At 66.9% G+C, this 25,505-nt stretch carries 21 protein-coding genes; all 21 read left to right on the top strand.

Features of this window, described 5'->3' with window-relative positions; translation table 11 throughout:
• Nucleotides 1-2 precede the first annotated feature (2 nt).
• The 21 genes from M4578_RS07040 to M4578_RS06940 all read left to right on the top strand — a co-directional run bounded on the left by M4578_RS07040 (nucleotide 3) and on the right by M4578_RS06940 (nucleotide 25,434).
• Nucleotides 3-1,046, top strand: a complete 1,044-nt coding sequence (locus M4578_RS07040; RefSeq protein ID WP_258092753.1) for a branched-chain amino acid ABC transporter permease — start codon at nucleotides 3-5, stop codon at nucleotides 1,044-1,046.
• Nucleotides 1,043-2,815, top strand: a complete 1,773-nt coding sequence (locus M4578_RS07035) for a branched-chain amino acid ABC transporter ATP-binding protein/permease (protein WP_258092752.1) — start codon at nucleotides 1,043-1,045, stop codon at nucleotides 2,813-2,815. Before M4578_RS07040 ends, M4578_RS07035 begins: the two co-directional genes overlap by 4 nt.
• Nucleotides 2,812-3,570 (top strand): ABC transporter ATP-binding protein, encoded by a 759-nt coding sequence (locus M4578_RS07030; RefSeq protein WP_258092751.1) that lies wholly within the window; start codon nucleotides 2,812-2,814, stop codon nucleotides 3,568-3,570. Before M4578_RS07035 ends, M4578_RS07030 begins: the two co-directional genes overlap by 4 nt.
• 21 nt (nucleotides 3,571-3,591) lie before the next feature.
• The gene (locus M4578_RS07025) at nucleotides 3,592-4,524 is read left to right on the top strand and encodes a LysR family transcriptional regulator (RefSeq protein ID WP_258092750.1); all 933 of its coding nucleotides are present in this window, start codon (nucleotides 3,592-3,594) and stop codon (nucleotides 4,522-4,524) included.
• A gap of 356 nt (nucleotides 4,525-4,880) precedes the next feature.
• Entirely contained in the window at nucleotides 4,881-5,873 is a 993-nt protein-coding gene (locus M4578_RS07020; RefSeq protein ID WP_258092749.1) for a 3-hydroxyacyl-CoA dehydrogenase family protein, read from the top strand.
• On the top strand, nucleotides 5,870-6,679 hold the full coding sequence (locus M4578_RS07015) for a crotonase/enoyl-CoA hydratase family protein (RefSeq protein WP_258092748.1): 810 nt from the start codon (nucleotides 5,870-5,872) through the stop codon (nucleotides 6,677-6,679). Before M4578_RS07020 ends, M4578_RS07015 begins: the two co-directional genes overlap by 4 nt.
• Nucleotides 6,676-8,247 carry a class I adenylate-forming enzyme family protein gene (locus M4578_RS07010; protein WP_258092747.1) on the top strand — a complete coding sequence of 524 codons (1,572 nt, stop codon included), beginning with the start codon at nucleotides 6,676-6,678 and terminating at the stop codon, nucleotides 8,245-8,247. The genes M4578_RS07015 and M4578_RS07010 overlap by 4 nt, the downstream gene beginning before the upstream one ends.
• On the top strand, nucleotides 8,244-9,395 hold the full coding sequence (locus tag M4578_RS07005) for an acyl-CoA dehydrogenase family protein (RefSeq protein ID WP_258092746.1): 1,152 nt from the start codon (nucleotides 8,244-8,246) through the stop codon (nucleotides 9,393-9,395). The genes M4578_RS07010 and M4578_RS07005 overlap by 4 nt, the downstream gene beginning before the upstream one ends.
• A 96-nt stretch (nucleotides 9,396-9,491) precedes the next feature.
• Nucleotides 9,492-10,280, top strand: coding sequence for an N-acyl homoserine lactonase family protein (locus M4578_RS07000; protein WP_258092745.1), 789 nt, complete (start codon nucleotides 9,492-9,494; stop codon nucleotides 10,278-10,280).
• 36 nt (nucleotides 10,281-10,316) lie between these two features.
• Entirely contained in the window at nucleotides 10,317-11,921 is a 1,605-nt protein-coding gene (locus M4578_RS06995; RefSeq protein ID WP_258092744.1) for a flavin-containing monooxygenase, read from the top strand.
• Between the two features lie 90 nt (nucleotides 11,922-12,011).
• Nucleotides 12,012-12,878 carry an NmrA family NAD(P)-binding protein gene (locus M4578_RS06990; RefSeq protein WP_258092743.1) on the top strand — a complete coding sequence of 289 codons (867 nt, stop codon included), beginning with the start codon at nucleotides 12,012-12,014 and terminating at the stop codon, nucleotides 12,876-12,878.
• Between the two features lie 20 nt (nucleotides 12,879-12,898).
• Nucleotides 12,899-13,888 carry a fumarylacetoacetate hydrolase family protein gene (locus M4578_RS06985; protein ID WP_258092742.1) on the top strand — a complete coding sequence of 330 codons (990 nt, stop codon included), beginning with the start codon at nucleotides 12,899-12,901 and terminating at the stop codon, nucleotides 13,886-13,888.
• The gene (locus M4578_RS06980; RefSeq protein WP_258092741.1) at nucleotides 13,885-14,919 is read left to right on the top strand and encodes an NADP-dependent oxidoreductase; all 1,035 of its coding nucleotides are present in this window, start codon (nucleotides 13,885-13,887) and stop codon (nucleotides 14,917-14,919) included. Before M4578_RS06985 ends, M4578_RS06980 begins: the two co-directional genes overlap by 4 nt.
• Nucleotides 14,920-14,955: 36 nt before the next feature.
• Nucleotides 14,956-15,357: a rhodanese-like domain-containing protein gene (locus M4578_RS06975; RefSeq protein ID WP_258092740.1), complete on the top strand. Its 402-nt coding sequence runs from the start codon at nucleotides 14,956-14,958 to the stop codon at nucleotides 15,355-15,357.
• Nucleotides 15,354-17,303, top strand: a complete 1,950-nt coding sequence (locus tag M4578_RS06970) for an AMP-binding protein (RefSeq protein ID WP_258092739.1) — start codon at nucleotides 15,354-15,356, stop codon at nucleotides 17,301-17,303. Before M4578_RS06975 ends, M4578_RS06970 begins: the two co-directional genes overlap by 4 nt.
• Before the next feature lie 40 nt (nucleotides 17,304-17,343).
• The gene (locus tag M4578_RS06965) at nucleotides 17,344-17,565 is read left to right on the top strand and encodes a tautomerase family protein (RefSeq protein ID WP_258092738.1); all 222 of its coding nucleotides are present in this window, start codon (nucleotides 17,344-17,346) and stop codon (nucleotides 17,563-17,565) included.
• Nucleotides 17,566-18,102: 537 nt separating this feature from the next.
• Nucleotides 18,103-18,966, top strand: a complete 864-nt coding sequence (locus tag M4578_RS06960) for an aldo/keto reductase (protein ID WP_258092737.1) — start codon at nucleotides 18,103-18,105, stop codon at nucleotides 18,964-18,966.
• Between the two features lie 291 nt (nucleotides 18,967-19,257).
• Complete coding sequence (locus M4578_RS06955) at nucleotides 19,258-20,115, top strand: GAF domain-containing protein (RefSeq protein WP_258092969.1); 858 nt, start codon at nucleotides 19,258-19,260, stop codon at nucleotides 20,113-20,115.
• Between the two features lie 606 nt (nucleotides 20,116-20,721).
• Complete coding sequence (adh, locus tag M4578_RS06950) at nucleotides 20,722-22,242, top strand: aldehyde dehydrogenase (protein WP_258092736.1); 1,521 nt, start codon at nucleotides 20,722-20,724, stop codon at nucleotides 22,240-22,242.
• 220 nt (nucleotides 22,243-22,462) lie between these two features.
• On the top strand, nucleotides 22,463-24,553 hold the full coding sequence (locus M4578_RS06945; protein WP_258092735.1) for a 4Fe-4S binding protein: 2,091 nt from the start codon (nucleotides 22,463-22,465) through the stop codon (nucleotides 24,551-24,553).
• Nucleotides 24,550-25,434 carry an FAD:protein FMN transferase gene (locus tag M4578_RS06940; RefSeq protein ID WP_258092734.1) on the top strand — a complete coding sequence of 295 codons (885 nt, stop codon included), beginning with the start codon at nucleotides 24,550-24,552 and terminating at the stop codon, nucleotides 25,432-25,434. Before M4578_RS06945 ends, M4578_RS06940 begins: the two co-directional genes overlap by 4 nt.
• Nucleotides 25,435-25,505 lie beyond the last annotated feature (71 nt).

Below are 25,505 nucleotides of genomic sequence, written 5' to 3'. Positions count from 1 at the left end.
GGATGGATTTCGGCATCTTCACCTTCCTCTTGCAGGACGGGCTCAACAGTGCGGCGATCTACTGCCTGATGGCGATCGCGATCATCCTCGTGTTCACGACGACGCGCGTGCTTTTCGTCGCGCAGGGCGACTTTCTCGTCCTCGGTGCGCTGACCCTGTCGCAGTTGCAGCTGGGCCGGGTGCCGGGCACCGTCTGGATCCTTGCCGGGCTTGCGCTGCTGGCCTTCGCGATGGAAGGCGCGCAGGCGCTGCGGGAACGCAGCCGCCGGCGGGCGCTGCGGGCGGTGCTGTTCTGCCTGCTGGTGCCGGCGCTGGTCGGCGGCGGCGTCGCCTGGTTCTCGGGCAAGGAACTGGGGCTGGCCATCGACATCCTCGCCACGATCGCGCTGGTTGGGCCCATCGGCCCGCTGCTTTACCGGATCGCCTTCCAGCCGCTGGCGGACAAGAGCATTCTGGTGCTGATGGTCGTTGCCACGGCGGTGCATTTCGTCATCATCAGCCTGTCGCTGATCTTTTTCGGGGCCGAGGGCTGGCGCACCCCGGCGCTGACCGATGCCCAGTTCGCGCTTGGTCCGGTGCTGATCTCGGGGCAGGTGATCGCGATCATCGTGACAAGCCTCCTGCTGATTGTGGTGCTGTTCCTGTTCTTCAGCAATTCGGTCTATGGAAAGTCGCTGATCGCCACCGCCTCCAACCGGGTGGGCGCGCGGCTGATGGGCATCAGCACCGCCCAAAGCGGCATGTTGTCCTTTGCGATGGCCTCGGCGATCGGCTGTGTCTCGGGCATCCTGATCGGTTCCATCACCACGATCTATTACGACACCGGGCTCGTGCTGACGCTGAAAGGGCTGATCGCGGCGGTCTTCGGCGGGCTTGCGAGCTTTCCGGCCGCCGCCGCGGGCGCCGTCATCCTCGGGCTTATCGAATCCTACTCGGCGTTTTTCGCCAGTGCCTACAAGGAGATCATCCTGTTCAGCCTGCTGATCCCGCTGCTCATGTGGCGCTTCGTGCTTGCCGGCCACCAAGACCTGGAGGAAGAGGCATGAGCCGTCTCGTTTTCGCCGCCGCCGCGATCTTCGCGCTTTTCGCGGCGCCGCTGGTCTTTTCCGAACACCGTATCGTGTTGATGAATTATGTCGGGATCGCCACGCTGGTGGCGACCGGGCTCTACCTGCTCACCAGCATCGGCGGGCTGATCTCGTTCGGACAGGCGGCCTTTGTCGGCGTCGGCGCCTATACGACCGCCTATCTCGCCACCGCCCATGCGATGCCGGCGGGGCTGACGCTGGTCATCATGCTTGCGGTGAATTTCGCCCTGGCGCTGCTGGTCGGCGCGATCACGCTGCGGCTCTCGGGCTATTACCTTTCCATCGCGACCATCGCCTGGGGGCTTGGGGCCTATTACCTCTTCGGTACGCTGGACATGCTGGGCGGTCATACGGGGATCGGCAATATTCCCGGGATCACGGTTCTGGGCGTGTCGCTGACCCAGGCGCGGGCCTTTTTCTATCTCGAATGGAGCATCGTCATCGCGATGATGATCGCCGTGCACAACCTGCTGCACTCGCGCGAGGGCCGCGCGGTGCGGGCGCTGAAAAGCGGCGGTGTCATGGTCTCGGCGATGGGCATCGACATCTTCCGCACCCGCATCGCGATCTTTGTCGCGGCGGCGATGCTTGCCGCCATCGCCGGCTGGCTCTTTGCCTATATGCAGCGCTTTGTCAGCCCGGCGCCATTCAACCTGATCGCCAGCATGGAATATCTCTTCATGGCGGTGATCGGCGGCACCGGCTCGGTGGTCGCGGCGCTGCTGGGGGCGGGGATCGTCGTCGCGCTCAAGGACGTGCTGACCAATACGCTGCCCAAGCTGCTCGGCAGCAACGTCAATATCGAGGCGCTGGTCTTTGGCGTCGCGGTGGTGGCGATCCTGCAATGGAGCCCCGGCGGGCTCTGGTCCCTGGCGCGGCGGGTCGGCGGCGTGCTGCCCGCGCTGCGCACGCCCGACCGCAGCCCGAGCGGCGGCCGGACGCTGCCGCGCAAGCTCCGCAAGGACCCCGGTGCAGAGCTGCTCAGCATCACCAATGTCGGCAAGCGCTTTGCCGGGCTGGTGGCCATCGACGATGTCACCATGTCCGTGCGGGCCGGCGAGATTGTTGCGCTCATCGGGCCGAACGGCGCCGGAAAAACCACACTTTTCAATATCATCACCGGCGTTCTTAAACCCAGTTCCGGCACGGTGTCCTTCTGCGGCGACCAGGTGAGCGGACGGCTGCCGAACCGGATCACCGAGCTTGGGATCAGCCGGACCTTTCAGCATGTGAAGCTCGTCCCCACCATGACGACGCTGGAGAATGTCGCGCTGGGCACGCATCTGCGTGGCCGCGCGGGGTTCGTTGCCGCATCGCTGCGCGCCGAACGCGCCGAGAATGCGGGCATGCTTGGCGAGGCGGCGGCGCAGATCGCGCGGGTCGGATTGCAGGGCAAGGAGGCGCTGTCGCCCACCGACCTGCCGCTCGGCGACCAGCGCATCGTCGAGATCGCGCGGGCGCTTGCCTCCGATCCCTATCTTCTGCTGCTGGACGAACCGGCGGCGGGGCTGCGGCTGACCGAAAAGCGCGCCCTGGCGGATCTGCTGCGGTCGCTGCGCGCCGAGGGGCTGGGCATCGTGCTGGTGGAGCATGACATGGAGTTCGTGATGGGGCTGGCCGACCGGGTGGTCGTGATGAACTTCGGCCGCCAGATCGCCGAAGGCACGCCCGCGGATGTCCAGAGCGACCGCGAGGTCATCAGGGCCTATCTGGGAGAGGAAGCATGAGCTCCGAACACTCCAACGAGACCGAGGCGGTTCTGGCCGTCAACGACCTGCATGTCGCCTATGGCAATGTCGAGGCGCTGTTCGGGGTGAGCCTCCGGGTGGATCCGGGCGAGATCGTCTCGGTGATCGGCGCGAACGGCGCCGGCAAGACCACCATGCTCTCGGCGATCATGGGGCTGCTCCGGTCGCGTGGCGAGATCCGGCTGCGCGGGCGGGACATCGCGTCGCTGACGGTCGAGCAGCGGGTCGCGGAACATGTCAGCCTGGTGCCCGAGACACGCGAGCTGTTCATGACGATGAGCGTGGAAGACAACCTGATCCTCGGCGCCTTCCGCCCCTTCACCAATGGCGACCGGGACTACCGGCAGACCATGGACGAGGTGTTTCACCGGTTTCCCAAGCTGAAGGAGCGGCTGCGCCAGCAGGCGGGCACGCTGTCGGGCGGCGAACGCGCGCAGCTTGTGCTGGGCCGGGCGCTGATGTCGAAGCCGCAGCTTCTGATGCTGGACGAGCCCAGCCTCGGCCTGTCACCGATCATCACGCGGGAGATCTTCAGCATCATCTCCGACCTGACGGATGCCGGCACCGCCATCGTGCTGGTCGAGCAGAACGCCCGCGCGGCGCTTCAGGTCAGCACGCGGGCCTATGTGCTGGAGAACGGTCTGGTGACGATGGAGGGCCGCAGCGAGGCGCTTTTGGAGGATCACCGGATCTATGACGCCTATCTGGGCAAGCGGACGCGGGACGCGGGCTGAGCCCGGGCGCCGGAGGGGGATATGGACATCAAGCTCTTGGGGTATTTTCTCCGCATCGTCGAGCTGGGCAGCATCAACAAGGCCGCCATCGACCTGGGGATGTCCCAGCCGACCCTGTCGCGCAATCTGGCGCTGCTCGAACATGAGGTTGGCACCGATCTTCTGGTGCGCAGCCGTGGCGGGGTCCGGACGACGGAGGCGGGGAAGATCCTGCGCGACCAGAGCCGGCCGCTGCTGCGGCAGTTCGATCTGCTGCGCGAACAGATCGGCCAGAAAGCGCAGGGCAATGTAACCATCGGGTTTCCCACCGCATTGCGCAGCGTGCTGACCCGGAAATTCGCCGAGCGGATCCTTACCCGGAACCTGGGGATCAAGGTGCGGGTCAGCGAGACCGTCAGCCATATGCTGCGCGAGCAGATGGACGCCGGGCTGTTGGATATGTGCATCGCGCCGGAAGACACCTCGCTCAATCAGGAGCACCGCCAACGGTTGCTGGTGCGCGAGCCGCTGGTGCTTGCCGGCGGGCCGCGGTCCGGGTTGTCGCCCGACCGGCCCGTCCGTATTCGGGATCTGGCGGGCCGCAAGATGATCATCCCGGCCAGACCGAACCTGCTGCGCGCGAAATTCGAGCACGAGATGGCCCGCAAGGGCGCCACGCTCGACGTCGCGATGGAGACGGACACGCTGGCGCTCTGCCTGGAGCTTTCGGCGACCGGGCTCGGCTACACCGTCGTTCCGGCCAGCGCGATGACCAACCCTGTCGCCAGCGGCCGGGTGCTCTGGGCGCCGGTCGAGGGGCTGACCCTGGGCTGGGCGCTCTATTCCAACCCGATGCGGAACCATAGCCGCGCGGTGCGGGAATGCCGGAAGGAGATCCTCCAGATCCTGCGCGAGACCGCCGGCGGATCGGGCTGGTCCGGGGCGGTTGCGCCGCGGGAGAAGGATTGCGTCTGAGGCGCATTCCTTGAATTGCGATCCCTATTAATGGCGGGGATCTTTATGGAATAAAATGACCCTCTCTTTTTTTGAGGGGGGTGTCTATTTTGTTTCTGAAGATTTCAGATTCAACGTTGTTCTCTGGTTTCGATGGGGCGTGCTGTGGGCGGGTGCTGTATTTTGCAAGTGTGTTTATATCCAGGTGGTTGTCCTGAAAGTTATGCCGAATGTGAATAACGGTCATAGGGGATGGATCATATCCTTTCAGGGTGGATTTCAATAAAAAATGAATCAGTAGAGTCGAATGCGGAATTGCTTTCGAGGCGGTGCGGGATCCGAAATTCCTGCGCCGGATTGCGGAAAGGGAAATCGGAATGGGACTGCCTGCGGTGGAGCCTGACAAGGTCACTTCGGTCGGCATGCTCGGCGCCGGATCGGTCGGGGCGGGCTGGGCCTCGCTGATGCTGGCCAAGGGGCTTCGGGTGAATGCCTATGACACCGGCGAGGGGGCCGAGGCGCGGGCACGGGCCTTTATCGCCCGGGCCTGGCCGTCGCTGCGCAAGCTGGGGGTTGCTTCTGCCGCCGAGGCGCCGCTGGACCGGTTGGTCTTCTATCCCTCGCTGACCGATATGGTCGAGGCTTCGGACGTGATCCAGGAAAACGCGCCCGAAGATCCCGCGATGAAGCGCCGGCTGATCGCCGAGGCCGACGCGGTGGCGCCGGTGGGCAAGATCATCCTTTCCAGCACCGGCGGCGTGCCGCCGACCGAGCTTCAGGCGGATTGCGCCCATCCCGAGCGTGTCGTCGTGTTCCATCCTTTCGTTCCGGCGCATCTCATGCCTCTGGTCGAGATCGTGCCGGGGCTCGAGACCTCGGCGGAGACCACCGCCTGGGCCATGGGGTTCGCACGGTTCCTGGGCAAGCACCCGGTGCAGCTCAACCGGGAATCCGTGGGCCATATGGCGAACCGGCTTCAATTCGCGCTGGTGCGCGAAGCGGTGCGCTGTCTTCTCGAAGGGCTTGCCACCCCGTCCGACATCGACGCGGCGGTCCGCTACGGGTTGGCGCCGCGCTGGATCCTGACCGGGGGGCTGATGACCCTGCACATGGCCGGTGGGGCGGGCGGGATGCGGGGCATTCTCGACCATGCCGGCGGCGCCATCGAACAATGGTGGCGCACCGGCGATCCGCTCTGCCTGACCGAAGACGTGCGGGCGGCGCTGATCGCGGCGGGGGCCGAGCTGTCCAGCGGCGCGGCGAATGACGCCTGGGGCGCGTGGCGCGACGACCAGCTTGTCCCGCTTCTGAACATCCAGTCGCAGGCGGATCTGTCTCAGCCCGGTCTCAACGGAAAGGCCAGCCTATGAGCGCTGTGCGTCACGATCTCTGGCAGGCGGGCCTGCCGGAGTGCCTGAGCGCCGAAACGCGCGGGGGCATCGGCATCCTGACCCTGAACCGGCCCGCCAAGCGCAACGCGCTGAACGACGCTCTCGTTCTCGGGCTCGAGACGGCCTTTGGCAACGTCCCGGAGGAGGTGCGCGCCATCGTGCTGCGCGGCGAGGGCGACCATTTCTGCGCCGGGCTCGACCTGAACGAGCTGCGCGAGGCCAGCATGATCGAGAGTTTCCATACCTCGGGCATCGGCCAGCGTCTGAACAACACGCTTCAGTTCTGCCGCGTGCCGGTGGTCAGCGTGCTGCATGGCGCGGTGATCGGCGGCGGGCTGGAACTGGCGGCGGCGTCGCATCTGCGGGTGGCCGAGCCCTCGGCGTTCTACGGCTTGCCCGAAGGCATGCGCGGGATCTTCGTGGGTTCGGGCGGCTCGGTGCGGCTGCCCCGGCTGATCGGGGCGGCAACGGTCATGGACATGATGCTGACCGGGCGGACCTACGGCGCCGAGGAAGCGCATCGCGACCTGCGGCTGACGCAATATCTCGTCGGTCCGGGCGAGGGGCTCGCGAAAGCGATGGACCTGGCCGAACGTATCACCCGGAACGCGCCGCTGGCCAATTTCGCGATCACCCAGGCGCTGCCGCGCATCGTCGAACAGGCGCCGCAGGAGGGGCTGTTCACCGAGATGCTGATGGTCAGCATCGCGCAGAACGACGAAGAGGCAAAGCGCCGCCTGCGCGAATTCCTCGTCGAGAAGAAGAACAAGGTTCAGCGGTCATGACGATCCCCGACGGGTTCTCGACGCTGGGACCGCTGATCGCCGAGGTCTGCCGCCGCCATGCCGGCCGCGTCGCGCTGCGCGACGGGGCCGGGCGAGAGACCGGGTTCCGGGCCTTCGGGCACCATATCGCGGAGCTGAACGCGGCGGTGGCCGCACGCGGGCTGCGCAAGGGCGACCGGGTGGCGGTGCTGTCGCGCAACCGCCTGGAATTCGCCGAGATCTTCGGGCTCGCCCAGTCGGGCCTGGTGATCGTGCCGCTGAACTGGCGGCTGACGGCCGAGGAACTGCGGCGGCTTTTGCGGCATGCGGACCCGGCGCTGATCTTTGCCGACCGCGACCACCTGCCGGTCATCGAGGCCGCGCAGGGCGATCTGCCGGACCTGCGCGGGGTGATCTGTTTCGACGGTCCGGCCGGCGCTGCGGAGGGCTATGTGCGTTTCCGCAGCGGCCCGCACGCGCCGGCGCCTTCGGTGGCGGTCGCTCCCGAAGATCCGCTCTGCATCATCTACACCAGCGGCACCACCGGGCAGCCGAAAGGCATCGTTCTGTCGCATCGCGCGGTGCTGGCGAACATGCGCTGCGCCGCCTCGGAGGTGCTGGGGCTCGGTGCCGACGACCGGGTGCTTGCGGTGATGCCGTTCTTTCACGTCGGCGGGCTGTGGTTTCATTTCTATCCCGCGCTGATGAGCGGCTGCACTGTGACGGTCCTGCCGGAGTTCGATCCGGCGCGGGTGATCGAGACCCTCGAGCGCGACCGGATCACCGTCGTGCATCTGGTGCCCACCATGGTCGCCGCGCTCGTGCGGGCGCCGCAGCGCGCCGATCACGACCTGTCGCTGTTGCGGCTGATCTTCTACGCCGCGGCGCCGATGCCCTCGGCGCTGCTGCTGGAGGCGATGGAGGCGCTGCCGCTCTGCGCCTTCGTGCAGGGCTATGGCTCGACCGAGGCGGGCATCGTGTCGATGCTGGACCCGCAGCATCACCGCCGCGCGGTGCTGTCCGGCGATGCAAGGCTGCTGCGCTCCTGCGGTCTGCCGGTGGCGGGTTGCCAGGTGCAGATCCGTGGCGCCGGGGGTGCCATGGCCGGACCGGGTGAGATCGGCGAGCTTGTGGTCTCGGGCGCCGGCTGCCTCTCGGGGCTCTGGTCGGAGGGCGTCACCGCCAGTCCCGAGCTTCGGGACGGCTGGCTGCGGACCGGGGATGTCGGCTTTGCGGATGCGGAGGGGGTACATTTCCTCGTCGATCGCAAGAACGACATGATCATCACCGGTGGCGAGAACGTCTATCCCACCGAGGTCGAGGACCAGCTCATGGGCGTCTCGGGGATCGCCGAAGCGGCGGTGTTCGGGCTGCCCGATCCGAAATGGGTCGAGCGGGTCGTCGCGGCCATCGTGCCACGGCCGGACTGCGAGGTCTCGGCCGACCGCGTCATCGCCGAACTGCGCGCGCGGCTCGCATCCTACAAATGTCCGAAGCAGGTCTTCATCGTCGACAGCCTGCCCAAGAGCGGGGTCGGCAAGGTGTTGCGCCGGGCGCTTCGGGAGCAATTCTCGGAGGTGTCCGGATGATGGTCAGATCGGCCTGCGAAGAGGCGGAGGAGTTCCGCGATCACGTCGCCAGATGGGTGGACGAGCGGCTTGTGCCGGTGGCGCAGGACATCGACGAGGAGGGCGATTTCCAGCACGCGCTGACACGCGAACTGGCCGGGCTCGGCTATATCGGCACGCTGTATCCCGCCGAGACGGGCGGGGCGGGGCTGGAAAACCCCAACCTGTGTTTCGCGATCCTTTGCGAAGAGCTGGCGCGCGGTTCGATGGGCTTTGCGGCGGGCATCTGCATGCAGGGCTCCACCGCCACCTACACGATCCAGGAATGGGGCAACGCGCATCTGCGCGAGACCTATCTGCTGCCGGCGCTGCGGGGAGAGAAAATCGGCGCCTTCGCCATCACCGAGCCCAATGCCGGCTCCGATGCGGGGTCGCTGCGGACGCGGGCGACGCGGGTCGATGGCGGCTGGGTGCTCAGAGGCTCCAAGATGTTCACCACGAACGGGACCGTCGCCGATTTCATCACCGTCGTGGCCAGCGTCGATCCGGACAAGGGCGCGCGGGCGCTCGAGATGTTCGTGGTCGATACCAAGTCCGAGGGGTTCCGCGTCGGCCAGAAGCTCGACAAGTTCTCGGTGCGCAGTTCGGACACTGCCGAGCTGGTCTTCGACGATGTTTTCGTGCCCGACGATCATGCCCTGTCGAGCGAGACCGGCAGCGGCTTTCTGAACGCCTACCGGTCGCTGACGGTGGACCGGATCTTTACCGCCGCGCTGGCCGTTGGCAATGCGCGCAGCGCCTATGACGCCGCGCTGCGCCATTCCCGCGAGCGCAGCCAGTTCGGGCGCCCGGTGGGAAATTTCCAGGCCATCCAGTTCCGGCTGGTCGATATTCACGCCCGCATCACCACCGCCGCGCTGCACACCTATCACGCCGCGCAGATGGCCGACAAAGGCCAGGAGATCACCATCGAGGCGGCGGCGGCCAAGCTGGTCGCCGGCGAGGAATGCCACCGCGCCTGCCACGAGGCGATGTCGGTCTTCGGCGGCTACGGGCTCATGCGGGAATACCCCGCCCAGGTGCATCTGCGGGATTCCTATTTCCCGATGATCGGCGGGGGCACGAACGACATCATGAGAAAGGTCATTGCCGGCCAGCTCGGTCTCTAGCGCCGGGCGGGCGCGCCGGGAAACGCATGCAAAACCCCAATATCCGCCGCGAGGAGAGCCACTGAGGGGGCGGCGGATCATGCTGAGGAGGAGAAGATGTCAGCGCTGAGAATGACGGCCATGAATGTGGGGCCGATGACGCTTGAGAAAGCGAAACTTGTGACCTTCGCCCCCGGCGAGGTCACGATTCCGACCACGGCGGCGGTGCTGGAGCATCCCGATCACGGGGTGATCCTGTGGGATACCGGGATCAACGAGGCGGTGGCCGATCCCGAGCGGCGCGACAGCTATTGGGGGCCGGGCATCTTCGACGCCTTCGGCGCGCATGCCTTCACCCGCGATCATGTCATCGACCGGCAATTGGACAAGCTGGGCATCAAGACCTCGGATGTGCGCTATGTGGTCTATTCCCACCTGCATCTCGATCATGCGGGGGGCATGGCCCATTTCCCCGACGCGATCCATGTCGCCCAGCGGGACGAGCTGCGCTACGCGCTGTTCCCCGATCCCTGGACCAGCCCGGTCTACTGCCAGAACGATTTCAAATCCGTCCACCAGCTAAACTGGAAGCTCATCGACGGCGATTGCGACCTGTTCGGGGACGGCAGCCTCAAGCTCATCCGAACGCCCGGCCACGCGCCCGGCCATCAAAGCCTGATCGTCGATCTGCCGAACCGCGGACGCATCGTCCTGGCGGCGGACGTGTCGCATCAGCGCGACCAGTTCGAGGCGTTCATCCCGATGCCCTGGGACTGGAGCGCCGGCGCGATGACGGCCTCGCGGCAGCGCCTGATGCTGCTCGAAAGCGGCGGCATCCCGGCCTTCTTCTGCCACGAGGGGCTCGACCTCGAGCGGCTGCCGACCGGCGGCACCTATTGGGACTGAGCCCAGCACGACAACAGGGAAAAAGAGTACAAGAAAATGTCCAATACTGCGGTGGAAACATACGATGCGGTGATCATCGGCGCGGGGTTCGGCGGGCTGCATCTGCTGCGCCGGCTGCGCGACAAGGGCCACAAGGTTCTGCTTCTGGAAGCGGGGCAGAATGTCGGCGGTGTCTGGTACTGGAACTGCTACCCGGGCGCCCGGGTGGATTCCATGGGGCACATGTATCAGTTCTCGGACCCGGAGCTCTGGCAGGACTGGGATTTCACCGAGCTCTATCCCGGGCGCGAAGAGGTCGCGGCCTATTTCGACTATGTCGACAAGAAGCTGGATCTCAGCAAGGACATCCGCTTCGGCACCAAGGTCACCTCGGCCCGGTTCGACGAGGAGGACAGGGTCTGGACGATCTCGGCCGAGGATGGCTATGCGGTCCGGGCGCGGTTCCTGCTGCCCTGCCTGGGCTTCGCGGCGAAACCCTTCACGCCGGACATCCCCGGCATGTCGGATTTCAACGGGGTGGTGCAGCACACCGCGCTCTGGCCGCAGGGCGGGCTCGACATGACGGGCAAGCGGATCGCGGTGATCGGCACCGGCGCCAGCGGCTTGCAGGTGGTGCAGGAGGCCAGCAAGGTCGCCGAACAGGTCACGGTCTTCCAGCGCACCGCGATGCTGGCCCTGCCGATGCGCCAGCGCAAGATCTCGAAAGAGGAAAGCGCCCAGCTCAAGAAGGACTATGCGGCGGCCTATGCGCTGCGGGAAAAGACCTTTGGCGGCTTCGATTTCGACTTCATCCCCAAGAGCGTGTTCGAGGTCAGCGACGAAGAGCGCCGCAAGACCTTTGACGCGCTTTGGGAGAAGGGCGGGTTCTACCCGTGGCTGGCGAATTACTACGACACGCTGATGGACGAGAAGGCGAACCGTCTCGTCTATGACTACTGGCGCGACCGCACGCGCGAGCGCATCAACGACCCCAGGCTGGCCGAGATCCTCGCCCCCACCGATCCGCCGCATCCCATCGGCGTCAAGCGCCCTTCGCTCGAGCAGACCTATTTCGAGTGTTTCAATCTCGACAATGTCTCTCTCGTCAATCTGCGCGAGACGCCGATCGAGCGGATCACCGAGACCGGGATCAAGACGACGGAGGCCGAGTATCCCTTCGACATAATTGTTCTGGCGACCGGTTTCGACGCGATCTCGGGCGGCATGCTCAGCATCGACATCGTGGGCAGCAACGGCCGCACGATCCAGGAGCGCTGGAGCGAGGGGCTGGCCGCGCATCTGGGCATGGCCACCTCGGAATTCCCGAACATGTTCATGGTTTACGGCCCGCAGAGCCCCTCGGCCTTCTGCAACGGCCCGTCCTGCGCCGAGTTCCAGGGCGACTGGGTCGCCCGCGTGGTGGACGACCTGATCGTCAAGGGCAAGACCCGGATCGAGGCGACGCCCGAGGCGGACGAGACCTGGCGCAGCGACACGGTGCAGACCTCGGACATGTTCTACAAGGCGAACTCCTGGTACATCGGCGCCAATATTCCGGGGAAGCGGCGCGAGATGATGGTCTATGCGCGCGGGATCCCGGATTTCCTGCAACGCATCAACGCCTGTGTGGACGAGGGCTATTCCGGCTTCGTCGTGAACTAGGGGCCCTTCGGGACGTGCGGGGGGCGGCCTGACCGCCCCCCGGTGCCGGGCCGCCTGGACCGGCTCCGCGGGATTATCGGGAATAAGGCAATGTATGCGATTACGGGAATAACCGGCAAGGTCGGCGGCGCCATGGCGCGCGCCTTGCTCGACGGGGGCGAACGGGTGCGCGCGGTGGCACGGAACGCGCAGAAACTCCAGCCCTGGGCCGCGCGCGGCGCCGAGCTGGCGATTGCGCGCATGCAGGATGCCGACGCGCTGGCGGAGGCGTTTTCCGGCGCGCAGGGCGTCTTCATCCTGCCGCCGTCGAATTTCGATCCCGCGCCGGGGTTTCAGGAGGCCGCCGAAGTGGTCGCCGCCGTGTCTGCGGCGCTGGACCGGGCGCGGCCGAAGCGGGTGGTGTGCCTGTCCTCGGTTGGGGCGCAGGCGGTCCAGACCAACAATCTGTCGCAGCGCACGCTGATGGAGGAGGCACTAGGCCGGCTGGATCTGCCGGTGGCCTTCCTGCGGCCCGGCTGGTTCATGGAGAACTTCCGCGGCGACATCGTTTCGGCGCGCGACAGGGGGGTCATCGACAGCTTCCTGCAACCCGCCGACCGGGCGATCCCGATGGCTGCGACGGCGGATGTGGGAGAGTTGGCGGCAGAGATGATCCGCGAGACCTGGAGCGGCACGCGGATCGTGGAGCTAGAGCACGAGATCCGGCTCGCCCCGGTCGATGTGGCGCGGATCATGTCCGCGCATCTCGGCCGGCCGGTCGCGGTGCGCGAAGTGCCCCGCGACCGCTGGGAGGACATCTTCCGCGCCTCGGGCATGGTCAATCCGCTGCCGCGCATGCGCATGCTCGACGGCATCAACGAGGGCTGGATCGACTTCGAGTCGCCTCCCGACAAGACGGTCAAGGGGCCGACCACGCTCGATACGGTCCTCCGCCGTCTCTTCGAAGATTTCACCTGACTTTTGGCAATGGGAACATCATGAAACTCGCGACCTATCAAAGCAGCGGCGGCCAGATCCGCATCGGTATCGTTCACGCGGCGGAGACACGGGTCTTCGATCTCGCGGCGGCGGCAGAGCGGGCGGGCACCGAGGGGGCCGCCTTCCGGAGCATGCTGGCGCTCATGGAGGCCGGCGACCGGGGGCTCGACGCTGCGCGCGGCCTCTTCGACACCCGGGGCGGTGACACGTCGCTGAGCGCGGCACTGTCGGAGGTGCGGCTGCTGTCGCCGGTGCCGGTGCCCGGCAGCATCCGCGATTTCGTCGCCTTCGAGGGCCATATGCTGGGCGCGCCGGCGGCGCTCATGGCGCTCAAGGCCGAGCTGGCCGGAGAACCTGTGCCCGAGCCGCCGGCCAATCCGCAGATCGCGCCGTTCTTTCTGCACCATCCGAACTTCTACAAGGGCAACCGCTATTCGGTGATCGGCACCGACACCGGTTTCCGGCGCCCGCGCGGCTGCACGCATCTCGATTACGAGCTGGAGTTCGGCATCTATATCGGCAAGGGCGGCGAGGACATTTCCAAGGCCCGGGCCCGCGATCACATCTTCGGCTACACCGTCTTCAACGATTTCTCGGCACGCGATTTCCAGATGTCGGAGGTCGGCAACATCACCGGCCCGGCCAAATCCAAGGATTTCTCGGGCGGCTATGCCATCGGGCCGTGGATCGTCACCGCCGACGAGGTGCCCGACGCCTATGCGCTGCGGATGCTGTCGCGGGTGAACGGCGAGCTGTGGTGCGACGGCGCCACCGACGGGATGATTTACAGTTTCGAGGACATGATCGCCTATGCCTCGCAGGACGAGAGGCTGCATCCGGGCGAGTTCTTTGGCTCGGGCACCGTCGGTCTGGGGACCGGCATGGAGCTGGGCCGCTATCTTCAGGACGGCGATGTCATCGAGCTGGAGGTTGAGGGATTGGGCGTGCTGCGCAACCATGTCCTGCCTGCCAAGGAGGAAAGCCAATGACCCGATTGTCCGCCCCCGCCGAGATCGGCGGCCCGAACCGCCGCACCGTGCTGGCCAAGCCCGTCGAGGGCATCGCCCAGGCCGAGCATTTCGCGCTGGATACCGCGACGGTCGCGGCGCCCGCGGCGGGCGAGATCCTGGTCGAGAACCATTACCTGTCGGTCGAGCCCGCGATGCGCGGCTGGCTTGCCGACAAGAGCAACTATTCCGCGCCGATCGGGATCGGCGAGGTGATGCGCGCCATCGCCGTCGGCAAGGTGCTGGCCTCGGGCGATCCGGCCTATGCCGAGGGCGACATCGTGACCGGCTGGTTCGGCTGGCAGGAGGCGGCGACGGTCGGCGTGGACAAGGTGATCCGCAAGGTGACCGAGACCGACCTGCCGGTCTCGCTGTCGCTGGGGCTGCTCGGGCTGAACGGTCTGGCCGCCTATCTCGGGCTTACCATCGCCGGAGAGCCGAAGCCGGGCGATACGGTCGTTGTCTCCACCGCTGCCGGATCGGTCGGTTCGGCGGTGGGGCAGATCGCGAAGATCCTCGGGTGCCGCACGGTCGGGATCACCCGGGGCGGGGCCAAGATGGCGCTCTGCCGCGAGACCTTCGGCTATGACGCGGTGCTGGACTATGCCGCCGAGGATCTAGAGGCCGGGCTCGCCGCCGCCTGTCCCGACGGGATCAACGTCTATTTCGACAACACCGCCGGGCCGATCAGCGATGCGGTGCGCCAGCAGATCGCGGTCGGCGCGCGCATCGTGGTCTGCGGCACCGCCTCGATCTCGAGCTGGGATCCGGTGCCGCAGGGGCCCCGGGTCGAGCGCGATCTGCTGACCAAGCGGGCGCGGATGCAGGGCTTTCTGGCCTTCGATCACGCCGACAAATCCGCCGAGGCCTTTGCCACGCTGGCGGGGTGGATCCGCGAGGGCCGTCTTGCCTGGCGCGAGGACGTGCTGGAGGGGATCGAGTCCTGTCCGGATGCGATTGCCGGGCTCTATCGCGGCGAGAACATGGGCAAACGCCTGATCCGGCTGCGCTGAGGCGCGCCGGTGGCGACAGGGACGGAGGAGAGGACCATGGCAAAAGGCTACAAGGCGCTTCTGGCGGAGGCGGACGCCCTCGTGACATCGCTCGAGGTCGGCGAGGTGGCGGAGATTTCCGGCGATGACGGCTATCGGCTCATCGACATCCGCGATGTGCGCGAGGTCGAGCGCGACGGCATGCTGCCCGGCGCGATCCTGGCGCCTCGCGGCATGCTGGAATTCTGGATCGACCCGGAAAGCCCCTATCACAAGCCCTTCTTCGCCGAGGACAAGGCGTTTGTGTTCTACTGCGCCTCGGGCTGGCGGTCGCTGCTGGCCGCGCGGACGGCGCAGGAGATGGGGCTCAACGTGATCAGCATGCGCGGGGGGTTCTCGACCTGGAAAAAGGCCGGCCTGCCGGTAAGCGCCCGCGAGAAGGGCGGGAAGGCGTCGTGAGCGGTGCCGCCGGACATCCCGCAAGCGGCCCGGCGGCGGGCAGCGCCTATCGCCGCGGCTACGCGGCGTGGCAGGAGGACCCCGAAGGCTTCTGGCGCGCCGCCGCGCAGGAGATTTCCTGGGTTTCGCCGCCGGCGAGGATCTTTGATCCCGACAGCGGCGCCTATGGGCGATGGTTTCCCGATGCCACCTGCAACACCTGCTACAATTGCATCGACCGGCATGTGGCGGCGGGGCAGGGTGCGCGGATTGCGCTGATCTACGACAGCCCGATCACCGGTCGGGCGCGCCGCTACAGCTTTGCCGAGTTGCAGCGCGAGGTGGCGGCACTGGCCCAGGTGATGCTGGATCGCGGCGTGGCGCCGGGCGACCGCGTGCTGATCTACATGCCGATGGTGCCCGAGGCGGTGTTTGCCATGCTCGCCTGTGCCCGGATCGGCGCCGTTCACGCGGTGGTCTTCGGCGGGTTCGCGGCGGCCGAGCTGGCCAGCCGGATCGACCATGCGGAGCCCCGCCTGATCGTCTCCGCCTCCTGCGGCATCGAGCCGGGCCGCGTCATCGCCTACAAGCCGCTGCTCGACCGTGCGACGGAGCTGTCCGCGCACAAACCCGCGGCGCGGATCGTGTTGCAGCGGCCGGAACAGCCCTGCGCGATGACCGAGGGGCTGGATGTCGATTACCGGCAGGCCGTCGATGCGGCGATGGCGGCGGACAGGCTTGCCGGCTGCCGCACGGTCGCGGCGACCGATCCGCTCTATATCCTCTACACCTCGGGCACCACCGGTCAGCCCAAGGGGGTGGTACGTGAAAACGGCGGTCATATGGTCGCGCTGAAATGGTCGATGCAGAACGTCTACGGCATGGCCCCGGGCGAGGTCTTCTGGGCGGCCTCCGATGTCGGCTGGGTGGTGGGCCATTCCTACATCGTCTACGGGCCGCTGTTGCAGGGCTGCGCCACCGTTCTCTTCGAGGGCAAGCCCGTGGGCACGCCGGATGCCGGCACCTTCTGGCGGGTGATTTCCGAGCACGGGGTCTCGGCGCTGTTCGCCGCGCCCACCGCGATCCGGGCGATCCGGCGCGAAGATCCCGGCGGCGCCTTCATCGGGCGCTGGGATCTCTCTTGTCTGCGGCAGATGTTCGTGGCCGGCGAACGCGCCGATCCCGAAACGATCATCTGGGCCGAGACCGGTCTGAACGTGCCCGTCATCGACCATTGGTGGCAGACGGAAACCGGCTGGGCGATTGCGGCGAACCCGGCCGGTCTGGGTCTCTTGCCGGTGAAATACGGCTCGCCCGGCGTCGCGATGCCGGGTTACGACATCCGCGTGCTCGACGACGAGGGCGCGCCGCTGCCGCCGGGCGCGCTGGGCAATATCGCCATTCGCCTGCCGCTGCCGCCAAGCTGCTTTGCCACGCTCTGGACCGCCGATCAGCGGTTTCGCGACACCTATCTCAGCCGGTTTCCGGGCTATTACGACACCGCCGATGCCGGCTATATGGACGAGGACGGCTATGTCTTCGTGATGTCGCGCACCGACGATGTGATTCAGGTCGCGGGCCACCGCCTGTCGACCGGCGCGCTCGAGGATGCGGTGCTGGGCCATCCGGATCTGGCGGAATGCGCGGTGGTGGGCATTGGCGATGCGCTCAAGGGGCAGGTGCCCTTCGGCATCGTCGTGATGAAGGCGGGAACGGCGCGCGGCGAGGCCGAGATCGCGCGCGAAGTGTCGCAGCGGGTCCGCGAGACGGTCGGCGCCATCGCCTCGCTGCGCGGGGTGCTGGTGGTCGCGGGGCTTCCCAAGACCCGCTCGGGCAAGATCCTGCGCGGAGTGATCCGCAAGATCCTCGACGGCGAGCGCTGGAGCTACCCGGCCACGATCGAGGATCCGGAGCGGCTCGACGCCATTGCCGAGGCGGTTGCGCAGATGCGCGCGGGCTCCGCATGAGACGGGGCCCGCCGGAGGACAGGGACAAGGGAGAGGACAGATGCCGCATATTTCCGTGACGCTGATCGAGGGCAAGAGCGACGATCAGAAACGCGCGCTGGCGCAGGCCATCGCGCGGGAAACCTGCCGGACGCTGGGGGTGGATGAGAAATACGTCTCCATCGAACTGACCGAGCTGGCCCGGGAGGACTGGCAAACCCGGTTCTATCCCGAACATATTGCCCCGAAGCTCCCGGAGCTGCTGAAAAAGCCGTCCTATTAGGCCGCGCCCGGGGACGGCCGGAAGCGGGCTTGTGGCGGTTTCCACGTCCGCTGAGCCCGGTTGTCGCGCCGGTTGCACATCGCCCGCCGCGTCGTTGTCTCTTTGGAGGGCGGGAACTGCCGCCCCCTGCACACTCCCGGTGGCCTCTCCCCGGGGGGCGTCGCCATGATCCGGTGTCTGGGCCGCGTCACGCATCGGCGCATGCGGCTCGTCCCCGGGCATGTTGTCCCCGCCGTGGCGTCTTGGCCGGTTCCGGCCGCTCCCCGTGCCACGCGGCTGATGTCGCTTCGGGCGATTTCTTGGCCGATTGATGCGCTCAGCTCATGAGTAAGTGTTGGTTTGCGTCGATTATCGCGGCGGCCCCCATGGCCTAGATTGTGGGCAGACGGAGCGGGGGCCTGCTGGGCGTTCCCGATGTGTCGGCGCCATGCGCCAGCCTCTCCCCGGCCGCATGGGCCGGTGCGCAGGCTGGCGGCAGGCCGTGCCCGGTCCGGTACGACAGCGGCTCGGATGAGCCCCAGACGAAAGGAAGAAAAGATGATCCTGCAAGAAACCTATACCCTGCCCAATGGCGTGAAGATCCCGAAACTCGGTCTCGGCACCTGGATGATCGACGATGACAAGGTCGCCGAGGCCGTCATCGCGGCGACGAAGCTGGGATACCGTCACATCGACACCGCCCAGGCCTATATGAACGAGCGCGGCGTCGGCGAAGGCGTGCGCGCCAGCGGCATCCCGCGCGAAGAGATGTTCGTGACCACCAAGCTCGATGCGGGCATCAAGACCCATGACGCCGCGGTCGCCGCCATCGACGGTTCGCTCGAAGCGCTGGGGCTGGATTACATCGACCTGATGATCATCCACAGCCCGCAGCCGTGGCAGGATTTCAGCGGCGAGGACCGTTTCTTCGAGGGCAACCTCGCGGCCTGGAAGGCGCTGGAAGAGGCTTATGAGGCGGGCAAGATCCGCGCCATCGGCGTGTCGAACTTCCAGAAGGAAGACCTCGACAACCTGCTCGACAATGCCTCGGTCAAGCCGATGATCAACCAGATCCTCGCGCATGTCAGCAACACGCCCTTCGAGCTGATCGACTATTGCAAAAGCAAGGGTCTGCTGGTCGAAGCCTATTCGCCGGTCGCCCATGGCAAGATCCTCGACAATGCCGAGATCGGCGCCATGGCGGCGAAATACGGCGTCAGCATTCCGCAGCTCTGCATCCGCTACGTGCTCCAGCTCGGCCTGCTGCCGCTGCCGAAGACCGCGAACCCGGATCACATGCGCGACAACGCCGCGCTCGATTTCGAGATCTCCGACGCGGATATGGAAGCGCTGAAGACCATCGAGCAGATCAAGGATTACGGCGACGCAAGCGTCTTCCCCGTCTACGGCGGCAAGATGTAAGCGCGGCAGGCTCCAAAGCCGGGGCCTCTTGCCGGTATTCGAAGCGCCCCCGCAGCCCTCTGCGGGGGCGCTGACCTTTCCGTGACTGGCGCCTTGTCCCTTGGTCGTATAGCCTTTGCTCCGGACCGGACATAGGATCGCCGAAGGCGCTCCGGCCTTCGGTGGGGCGCTGGATGCGGGAGGAGAGGAACCATCACGCCAGCTTCGGAACATATCGACAGGATCGTGAAGGCCGTCGTCTCGGACAAGGCGGCGGCGAAATCGTCGCTTGCGGCCTCCTGGCGCCGCTCGATGCAGCATCACGGGCTCGATCCGGCCGAGCGCCGGGCCAGCGAGCGGCTGGACCGCAAGGCGCTGGACGAGGCCCGGGGTGTTCACGAGCGCTTCATGCTGGTCGCGGGACCGAAGCTCGATCAGCTTTTCGGGCTGGTGGGCAGCTCGGGCTGCGGGGTGCTGCTGACGGACAGCGACGGGCTGGTGCTCGATCAGCGCTGCGGCGATGCGGATGCGGCGGTGTTCCGCGACTGGGGGCTCTGGCCCGGCGCCGACTGGAGCGAGGCGCGCGAGGGCACCAACGGGATCGGCACCTGTCTGGCGGAACAGCGCCGGGTGACGATCCACCGCGACGATCATTTCTTTGCCCGCAATATCGGGATGAGCTGCATGGACGCGCCGATCTTCGGACCCGACGGCGCCATCGTGGGCGCGCTCGACGTCTCTTCGGCCCGTGCCGACCAGACCGAGGGGTTCAACCGGCTGATCGCGGCGACGGTGGCGCAGACCGCCCGCGCGATCGAGGCGGATTTCTTCCGTGCCTCCTTCCCCGAGGCGCGGATCGTGGTGGGCGATGGCGACGAGGCCGATGCATCGGTGCTGGTGGCGGTGGATCGCGACGATCTGGTGATCGGCGCCACCCGCGGGGCGCGCCGGGCGTTCCATCTGGAGGCGAAAGGCGCGCTGAAGCCGCGCCCGGCCTCGGATCTCTTCGGCCGCGACGAGGGGCCGAGCGGGTTCGAAAAGGCCGAGCGCGCGGCCGTGGTGCGCGCCCTGACCCGCGCCGACGGCAATGTCAGCCAGGCCGCGCGGGCGCTGGGCATCGGCCGCGCCACGCTCTACCGCCGGATGAAGCGGCTGGGGCTGGGGGAGTAGGCGGCGGACCTATTTCCGCGCTCCTGGTTTCTTCTCTTTCCAAATACGCAGATCGGGGCGGCAGCCAAAGCTGTCGTTTCTCGAGCGAGCACGGAATGGTGACCGCCCGTCAGACCCGGAAAAGACCTTGCCGCATGCACAAGACAAGCCGGGTACAGCGTCATGCCTCCGGCATGCCCCGTTCGGGCGGGCTCCCGATTTGTTGACGCCCGTGCCTGGCTTCCAGGTCCTTCGAATGTGGCGGGGATAAAGGAAGGTCTTCCACACATGGTGCGGCGCGTCACGGGCCGCCACTGGGCCCGGCGCCTTCGGCTTGAGTCCGGGCCAAGGGCGCGGGGATTGAGGAGGCATGTCCGCTGACCTGCCAATTGATCTCATCCGCGAAGCCGAAAAACGCTCCATGAGCCCTGCTCAAACACCCGGCGAACCCCCGAACTCCCGCCCCGGATCCTCCTGGTCCGGCGCAATCGTCCCGCGCAACTGTCTCACTGCTGAGACACATGTCCGAGACACCCGACCTTGGTCGGGATGACAGCGCGCCCCCGTATGGCCACCTTCGCCTCAGACCCGGGTGGAGGATCCGGGATGCAAGGAGGACTGCACAGCATGAACGTCATGACCGAAACCGAAGGCAAATATGCCTCGCCCTTCAAGGCCCGCTACGACAACTTCATCGGCGGCAAATTCGTCGCGCCGGTGAGCGGCCGCTACTTCGACAACATCACGCCGATCACCGGCGGCAAGGTCTGCGAAGTCGCCCGTTCCGACGCCGCCGATGTCGAGATGGCACTGGACGCCGCCCATGCCGCCAAGGATGCCTGGGGCGCAACCTCGCCCGCCGAGCGCGCCAACACGCTGCTGAAGATCGCCGACCGTCTGGAGGAAAACCTCGACATTCTCGCCCAGGCCGAGACCTGGGACAACGGCAAGCCGATCCGTGAGACCACCGCCGCCGACATCCCGCTGTCGATCGACCATTTCCGCTATTTCGCCGGTGTCCTGCGCAGCCAGGAAGGCACCATGTCGGAGATCGACGCCGACACCGTCGCCTATCACTTCCACGAGCCGCTGGGCGTCGTCGGCCAGATCATCCCGTGGAACTTCTCGATCCTGATGGCGGCCTGGAAACTGGCACCCGCGCTGGCCGCAGGCAACTGCATCGTGCTGAAGCCTGCCGAGCAGACCCCTGCCGCGATCATGGTGCTGGCCGAGCTCATCGCCGACCTGCTGCCCGCCGGTGTGCTGAACATCGTCAACGGCTTCGGCGCCGAGGTGGGCGGCCCGCTCGCCGAGAGCAACCGCATTGCCAAGATCGCCTTCACCGGCTCGACCGAGACCGGCCGCATCATCATGAAGGCCGCCACCAAGAACCTCATTCCGGTGACGCTGGAGCTGGGCGGCAAATCGCCGAACATCTTCTTCTCCGACGTGATGGCCGAGGACGACGCCTTTCTCGACAAGGCGGTCGAAGGCTTCGTGCTTTTCGCCTTCAACCAGGGCGAGGTCTGCACCTGCCCGAGCCGCGCGCTTGTCCAGGAAGACATCTATGAGGAGTTCATCGCCCGCTGCATCGAGCGTGTGAAAGCCATCAAGCAGGGCGACCCGCGCGACATGGCGACCATGGTGGGTGCCCAGGCCAGTGCCGAGCAGCAGTCGAAGATCATGTCCTACTTCACCATCGGCCGCGAAGAGGGCGCCGAGGTGCTGGTGGGCGGCGATGCCGCGCGCTTCAACGGCGATCTGTCGAATGGCTTCTACATCCAGCCGACGATCCTGAAGGGCCACAACAAGATGCGCGTCTTCCAGGAAGAGATCTTCGGCCCGGTCGTCTCGGTGACCACCTTCAAGGACGAGGAAGAGGCGCTCGCCATCGCGAACGACACGATGTACGGCCTCGGCGCCGGTGTCTGGACCCGCGACGCGAACCGCTGCTACCGCTTCGGCCGCAAGATCGAGGCGGGCCGTGTCTGGGTGAACAACTACCACGCCTATCCGGCGCATGCGGCCTTCGGCGGCTACAAGCAGTCGGGCATCGGGCGCGAGACTCACAAGATGATGCTGGACCACTACCAGCAGACCAAGAACATCCTGATGAGCTACAACCCCAACAAGCTGGGCTTCTTCTAAAAGCTCCTCCCGTCCGGGGCACCCCTTGCATCCTGCCCCGGACGACCCCTGTGCCCGTGTGTCCCTCCCATGGCCGCACCGGCACATCTGCGGTGCCTTTCTTCTCCTCTCCGCAAAGGCACCGCATTTTCCCCCGTCCAAACAGAACCGCCCTGTGGCGTCCCGGTCTCAGACCTAGGTCGCATCGGCAGGGGGGCAGCGCCTTGCTAGGGTGCGGCCTATGCGGTCTCTGGTCTTCACTCTGCTCCTTGGTCTTTGCGCTCTCTGGCCCGGCTTTGTCCGGGCCGAGCCGCTGGACCGCGCGGCGATGTCGGAATTCGTCTACGCGCCCTATGTTCTGGGCGAGGAGCTGGGCGACAAGGGCCTGTGGGAGCTTCTGAACAGCGGCGGCGGTCTTGCGGGCTATGCGTTCGAGACCGAACTTATAGCGCCGCTGCCGGGGTTTTCCGGCGCGCCCATCAATGTCTTCGTGATGCTCGATCTCGACGGCCAGTTCCTCGACGTGCGGCTGATCTCGCACAACGAGCCGATCTTCGTCTCGGGGCTGGGCGAGGCGCCGCTGCGGCGGTTTCTCGAACAATATGCGGGCCATTCGATGTCCGAGACCATGGTGGTGGGCAACGCCTATGGCGCGGGCGACAGCGGCTCGGCGCTGGTCTATCTCGACGGGGTGACCAAGGCGACCGCCAGCGTGCGGATTGCCCATGAAAGCATCATGGCCGCCGCTCGCGAGGTGGCCCGCGAGAAGATGCAGGGCATCTCTGCCGGGCCGCCCGCCTATCCCGACCCCGATCACGACGAGCCGCTCAGCTGGGAGGATCTGGTCGCCGAGGGGATCGCCACGCATAAGATCGTCACGAATGCCCAGGTTGAGGCGCTGTTTGCCGGGACGGTCTGGGCGGATGACGACCCCGAGGCGGCGGCGGACCCGGAGGGCGCCTATCTCGACCTCTGGATCGTCGATCTCGGCCCGCCGAGCATCGCCCGCGCCGCGCTGAGCGCCGATACGCTGGGCGAGTTGCAGCGCTTTCTGGCGATCTCGCCCGACGAAGAGCCGATCCTGTTGATCGAGGCGGGACGGCACGGGCTGGTCTCGCCCGATTTCGTGCGCAACACCGCGCCCGACTGGCTCTCGGCCGGGCAGGACGGGCTGCCGGTGGCGCTGCGCGACGCCGATCTGCTGGTAGAGCTGGCCGAGGGCGTGCCCGAGGGCACGGCGATGATCCTGCGCACCGACCGGCGGCTGGGCTTCGATCCGTCGCGGGACTGGACGCTCAGGGTCGAGGCGGTGCGCGCGCATGGCATGTTCCAGCCGCAGATCGGACGGCAGGAACTGATCGTCGGCCACAGCACGCCCGAGCGGTTCTTCCTCCGCCCCGGTGCGGTCGAGACGCTGCCGCCCTGGCGCGAGGCGATCCTGAACCGGCAGACGGATCTGGCGCTGCTCTGCGGCTTTCTCATTGTCCTGTTGCTGGCGGTGGGACCGGCGCAAAACCGGCTGGCGGGGTTGCGGTATTTCACCCCAGTGCGGCTGGGCATGTTGGCGGCGATGACCGGAGTCGTGGGCTTCTGGGGGCAGGGGCAACTGTCCATCGTCACGGTGCTGGGGGTGATCCGCACGGCGTTCGAGGGCGGCAGCTTCGCCTTCCTGCTCTACGATCCGTTCTCGCTGCTGGTCTGGGGCGCGGCCATCGCGGGATTCGTACTCTGGGGGCGGGGGTTCTTCTGCGGCTGGCTCTGCCCCTTCGGCGCGTTGCAGGAATTCGCCGCGCATCTGGGGCGCCTGCTGCGCCTGCCGCAGATCGAGCCCGCGCCGCGCTGGGACCGGCGGCTGAAGGGGCTGAAATATGTCGTGCTGGCGGGCATGATCGCGGTGGTCTTTGTCGCGCCGGGCGAGGTCGATACGGTGGCCGAGATCGAGCCCTTCAAGACCGCCATCACCACGCATTTCCTGCGCGCCTGGCCCTATGTCGCCTGGGCGGTGGGGCTGCTTTTGCTGAGCGCGGTGCTGTTCAAGGGGTTCTGCCGCTATCTCTGCCCGCTGGGAGCGGTGATGGCCATTGGCGGGCTGCTGCGCGGGCGCGACTGGATCGCGCGGCGCAAGGAGTGCGGATCGCCCTGCCAGCTCTGCCGCGTGCGCTGCCGCTACGGCGCTATCGAGAAATCCGGTAAGATCTCTTATTCCGAGTGTTTCCAGTGCCTTGACTGCGTGAAGATCCATGACGATCCGAAACAATGCGTGCCGCTGGTGCTGGCGGCGAAAGCCCGCAAGCGCCCGCTTCCATCCGCTGAGAGAGTGCCCGCCGAATGACCCTGACCCGGCGCAGATTTCTGAGCATCTCGGCGGCGGCGCTCTGCGCGGGTCCGGCGCTGGCCATGTCGCCCGCCCGCTGGCGCGGCGTCGCGCTGGGGGCGGAGGCGGAGATCACCCTGCACGGGCCGGGGGCCGGGGACGCGCTGGCGGCGGCTGTGGTGCGGCTGCGCGCGGTCGAACGCTGCTTCAGCCTCTACGATCCTGGCTCGGAGCTGTCGCGGCTGAACCGCGTCGGGCGGTTGAGGCCGTCGGAGGAGTTTCGCGCGCTGGTTTCCATGGCGGAGACCGTGCATCGCGCCACGGACGGTGCCTTCGATCCCAGCGTCCAGCCGCTCTGGCAGGCGCTGGCGCTGGGCGGTGACGTGGATGCCGCACGTGCTGTGGTCGGCTGGGACCGGGTGGCGCAGGGCCGGGAGATCGTGCTGGGGCCGGGACAGGCGCTGACCTTCAATGGCATCGCGCAGGGGTTTGCCACGGATGCGGTGGCGGAGCTGCTGGCGGCGCGGGGCTTTGATCATGCGCTGGTCGATGCGGGCGAGTTCCGCGTGCTGGGCGGGCCGTGGCGGCTGGGGCTGGCCGATCCCGCGCAGGGCTATCTGGGCACCCGCACGCTGACCGGTGCGGCGGTGGCCACCTCCAGCCCCGGGGCGCTGATGCTGGGCGATACCGGCCATATCCTCGATCCGCGCGGGCAGGGCGGGGCGCGCTGGTCGACGGTGAGCGTCGAGGCGGAGCGGGCCGCTCTGGCGGATGCGTTCTCCACCGCCTGCTGCCTGATGGCGGCGGAGGAGATCAGGCAAGCTGCAAAGGCGCTGCCGGGCATCCGCCGCGTGACGCTGGTGAATCGGGACGGGGATTTGCGGACAGTTGCGATTTAGGAGGTGTCGGGCGGTGGGGGCGGTGGGCAAATTGCCCACCCTACGAAGGCGACGCCACCGCCCAAGACGTG

The organism is Salipiger pentaromativorans (genome assembly GCF_024721115.1).
GTDB classification, from domain to species: Bacteria; Pseudomonadota; Alphaproteobacteria; order Rhodobacterales; family Rhodobacteraceae; genus Salipiger; species Salipiger pentaromativorans.
The sequence above is the reverse complement of the archived record's forward strand: the minus strand, read 5'-3'. Positions and strand labels throughout refer to the sequence as shown.

Coding starts and splice junctions, on each gene's coding strand:
- M4578_RS07040 (WP_258092753.1), top strand. CDS start 3: ATGGATTTCGGCATCTTCACCTTCCTCTTGCAGGACGGGCTCAACAGT.
- M4578_RS07035 (WP_258092752.1), top strand. CDS start 1,043: ATGAGCCGTCTCGTTTTCGCCGCCGCCGCGATCTTCGCGCTTTTCGCG.
- M4578_RS07030 (WP_258092751.1), top strand. CDS start 2,812: ATGAGCTCCGAACACTCCAACGAGACCGAGGCGGTTCTGGCCGTCAAC.
- M4578_RS07025 (WP_258092750.1), top strand. CDS start 3,592: ATGGACATCAAGCTCTTGGGGTATTTTCTCCGCATCGTCGAGCTGGGC.
- M4578_RS07020 (WP_258092749.1), top strand. CDS start 4,881: ATGGGACTGCCTGCGGTGGAGCCTGACAAGGTCACTTCGGTCGGCATG.
- M4578_RS07015 (WP_258092748.1), top strand. CDS start 5,870: ATGAGCGCTGTGCGTCACGATCTCTGGCAGGCGGGCCTGCCGGAGTGC.
- M4578_RS07010 (WP_258092747.1), top strand. CDS start 6,676: ATGACGATCCCCGACGGGTTCTCGACGCTGGGACCGCTGATCGCCGAG.
- M4578_RS07005 (WP_258092746.1), top strand. CDS start 8,244: ATGATGGTCAGATCGGCCTGCGAAGAGGCGGAGGAGTTCCGCGATCAC.
- M4578_RS07000 (WP_258092745.1), top strand. CDS start 9,492: ATGTCAGCGCTGAGAATGACGGCCATGAATGTGGGGCCGATGACGCTT.
- M4578_RS06995 (WP_258092744.1), top strand. CDS start 10,317: ATGTCCAATACTGCGGTGGAAACATACGATGCGGTGATCATCGGCGCG.
- M4578_RS06990 (WP_258092743.1), top strand. CDS start 12,012: ATGTATGCGATTACGGGAATAACCGGCAAGGTCGGCGGCGCCATGGCG.
- M4578_RS06985 (WP_258092742.1), top strand. CDS start 12,899: ATGAAACTCGCGACCTATCAAAGCAGCGGCGGCCAGATCCGCATCGGT.
- M4578_RS06980 (WP_258092741.1), top strand. CDS start 13,885: ATGACCCGATTGTCCGCCCCCGCCGAGATCGGCGGCCCGAACCGCCGC.
- M4578_RS06975 (WP_258092740.1), top strand. CDS start 14,956: ATGGCAAAAGGCTACAAGGCGCTTCTGGCGGAGGCGGACGCCCTCGTG.
- M4578_RS06965 (WP_258092738.1), top strand. CDS start 17,344: ATGCCGCATATTTCCGTGACGCTGATCGAGGGCAAGAGCGACGATCAG.
- M4578_RS06960 (WP_258092737.1), top strand. CDS start 18,103: ATGATCCTGCAAGAAACCTATACCCTGCCCAATGGCGTGAAGATCCCG.
- M4578_RS06955 (WP_258092969.1), top strand. CDS start 19,258: ATGCAGCATCACGGGCTCGATCCGGCCGAGCGCCGGGCCAGCGAGCGG.
- adh (WP_258092736.1), top strand. CDS start 20,722: ATGAACGTCATGACCGAAACCGAAGGCAAATATGCCTCGCCCTTCAAG.
- M4578_RS06945 (WP_258092735.1), top strand. CDS start 22,463: ATGCGGTCTCTGGTCTTCACTCTGCTCCTTGGTCTTTGCGCTCTCTGG.
- M4578_RS06940 (WP_258092734.1), top strand. CDS start 24,550: ATGACCCTGACCCGGCGCAGATTTCTGAGCATCTCGGCGGCGGCGCTC.